Raw genomic sequence first — 2,034 nt, 5'->3', positions numbered from 1 at the left:
GACGAAGGGGTCACGCTGCGGTTCGGCTCCAAGGTGCCCGGCACCGCGATGGAAGTCCGCGACGTCAACATGGACTACTCCTACGGCTCCGCGTTCGCCGATAATTCACCCGAAGACTACGAGCGGCTTATCCTCGACGTTTTGCTCGGTGAACCGTCGCTGTTTCCGGTCAAAGAGGAAGTAGAAAGATACTGGGAGATACTCGATCCCGCTCTCGAAAATTGGGCCGCCCACGGAAAGCCCGAGCCCTACGAGGCGGGCACCTGGGGCCCGGCGTCGTCGTTTGAGATGCTGCGCCGTACCGGGCGGGAATGGCGGCGGCCGTGATCCGCGCCGGCGACGATGCAGAGCGCAGCGATGAGGTGGGGGCACCTCCCGCTTGCGGGGGAGAGCGGCGGCCGTGATCGTCGAGTTGCCCGACACCACCACCACAGCGATCAATAAGAAGCTCGACGAGTTACGCAAACAAGTCGGCGCGGTGACCATGGGTAGAGTGCTGACACTGCTCATCGCACCGCAAACCGACGCGCTGCTCGACGAATCCGTCGCCGCAGCCAACATCGCCAGCCAGGAACACCCCAGCCGAGTGATCGTGGTGAACGCCGGCGACACGGATGCCGCCGGCGCACGGCTGGACTCCCAGCTGCGGGTGGGCGGGGACGGCGGCGCCGGTGAAGTGGTGGTGCTGCGGCTGACGGGTCCGCTGGCCGGTCATGCCGACAGTGTCGTCACACCCTTCCTGTTGCCCGACATCCCGGTCGTTGCGTGGTGGCCCGGCATCGCCCCCGCGGTGCCCGCCCAAGATCCCCTGGGCAAGCTGGCGATCCGGCGTATCACCGACGCGACCAACGGTGCCGACCCGCTGTCGGCGATCAAGAGCCGGCTGCCGGGATACACCCCCGGCGACACCGATCTGGCATGGAGCCGCATCACCTACTGGCGGGCGCTGCTCACCTCGACGATGGACAACCCGCCATACGAGCCGATCACCTCGGCGCTGGTGTCGGGGCGTAAGACCGAACCCGCCCTCGACATCCTGGCGGGCTGGCTGGCCAGCCGGATCGACGGATCGGTGCGGCGTGCGACCGGCGATCTCAAGGTGGAATTGGTACGCAATAGTGAGACGGTGACACTCAGCCGGCCGCAGGAGGGCGCGACGGCGACATTGAGCCGCACCGCTCGCCCGCCCGTGCTGGTTCCATTGCCGCGCCGGGAGACCTCCGAGTGCCTGGCGGAGGATCTGCGCCGGCTGGACCCCGACGCTATTTTCGGTGCGGCGCTGCGGGGCATCGACAGAGTGGAGTACCTATGAGCACCATTATCGAGACTTTTCCCGACGGCGACACGCTCTACGCAGCCGCCGCCCAGCGATTGATCGCCGTCATCGAGACCGCCGTGGCAGCCCGGGGCAGAGCGCTGATCGTGTTGACCGGCGGGCACGGGGTCGTGGTGCTCCGGCATCTGCGCGAGCACCGCCAGCGGATCGACTGGTCGGCGGTGCACCTGTTCTGGGGGGACGAGCGCTACGTCCCCGCAGCCGACGACGACCGCAGCGACAAAGCGGCCCGCGAGGCTTTACTGGATCACGTCGACATTCCGCCGGCCAACGTGCACGCGTTGCCGGCCAGCGACGGCGAGTTCGGCGATGATCTCGATGCTGCTGCACTCGGCTACGAACGAGTCTTGGCCGCCAACGCCGGTCCGGGCGAACCGGCCCCGGATTTCGATGTGCACCTGCTGGGTATGGGACCCGAAGGCCACATCAACTCGCTGTTTCCGGACACCCCGGCCGTACGTGAAACCACCCGCCTGGTGCTTCCGATATACGATTCCCCCAAGCCGCCGCCGCGACGGATCACGTTGACCTTGACCGCAGTCCGGCGTTCCCGCGAGGTGTGGCTGATGGTGTCCGGGGCAGCGAAGGCCGGTGCGGTGGCCGCCGCGGTCCACGGTGCCGACCCGGTCTCGGTGCCGGCCGCCGGAGCCATCGGGCGCGAGAAGACGATCTGGTTCCTCGACGTCGAAGCGGCCGCC

Annotated in this window: 2 protein-coding genes and 1 pseudogene; all 3 read left to right on the top strand. The window is 67.6% G+C overall.

The window, feature by feature from the left end; translation table 11 throughout:
• Positions 1 to 327 (top strand): annotated as a pseudogene (locus AC2VON_RS16315) (glucose-6-phosphate dehydrogenase); the annotation flags it as partial.
• A gap of 73 nt (positions 328 to 400) precedes the next feature.
• Entirely contained in the window at positions 401 to 1,312 is a 912-nt protein-coding gene (opcA, locus tag AC2VON_RS16310; RefSeq protein WP_486953885.1) for a glucose-6-phosphate dehydrogenase assembly protein OpcA, read from the top strand.
• The coding region (gene pgl, locus AC2VON_RS16305) for a 6-phosphogluconolactonase (protein ID WP_486953884.1) at positions 1,309 to 2,034 on the top strand (726 nt) is incomplete at its 3' end. The genes opcA and pgl, both read left to right, overlap by 4 nt.

The organism is Mycobacterium sp. TH-M82 (genome assembly GCF_057473605.1).
Note: the sequence above shows the minus strand (reverse complement) of the source record. Positions and strands in the feature narration are given on the sequence as shown.